Consider the following 784-nt stretch of genomic DNA (forward strand, 5'->3'; position numbering starts at 1 on the left):
GTAGCGCGAGCAGCTCGCGGGCCAGCGTGGACACCGGGGTGGCATAGATCCACTGGTAGATCGCCTCGTGAGACACCCGACAAGCCTCGTCATCGGGGTGCTCGGTCGGCAACCGGCCCGCGATCGAGGCCGGTGACCAGCCACCACGCAACAGAGCATGCACGATCCCGCGCAACCGCGGGTGACGGTCCACCGCGAACTGCTTCGGCCGCTCCCGCGCCGCCAGGGCCCGTTCCTGCGCTGCCGCGGCCCGGTACTCGTAGCGTCCGCCGTGACGACGGACCTCACGAGAGATCACCGACCGATCACGACCCACCACCGAGGCGATCTGCTTGTAGGACAAGCCCTCCGCGAGACCCCTCGAGATCTCCTCCCGATCCGACAACATCAACATCTCACGCACGGAACATCCTGTCCCGCCGAACAACCAAGATCAAGTGCTACGACCGGCTGAACTCGCCGCCACCTGCTTCGACAACGCCGTCGCCGAGCCGTTCTTCGCCAGCTACAAGAAAGAACTCATCCACACCCGGCCATGGAACGACGTCACCGAGGTCCGACAGCAGACATTCGTGTGGATCGAGAGCTACTACAACCGTCGCAGACGGCACTCCACCCTCGGATACTTGACACCCACCGAATACGAGCTAGGATTCAGGAAAATAACCGACTTGGCAGCCTAAACCGGCGTCAAAGAAATCGGGAACACTCCAATCGCCGACCCCGCCGGCAGGTTGGTGTGGATCTCGCCGCCGTTGCCCGGGGCGCGGCACGACATGGGCGC

Annotated in this window: 1 protein-coding gene; it reads right to left on the minus strand. The window is 64.2% G+C overall.

Translation table 11 applies throughout. The features are described from left to right. A partial coding sequence (locus Ae505Ps2_RS28430; RefSeq protein WP_249265412.1) for a helix-turn-helix domain-containing protein occupies positions 1 to 343 on the minus strand: 343 nt, incomplete at its 3' end. Positions 344 to 784: the final 441 nt, after the last annotated feature.

Source organism: Pseudonocardia sp. Ae505_Ps2 (genome assembly GCF_001932425.1).
Lineage (GTDB): Bacteria > Actinomycetota > Actinomycetes > Mycobacteriales > Pseudonocardiaceae > Pseudonocardia.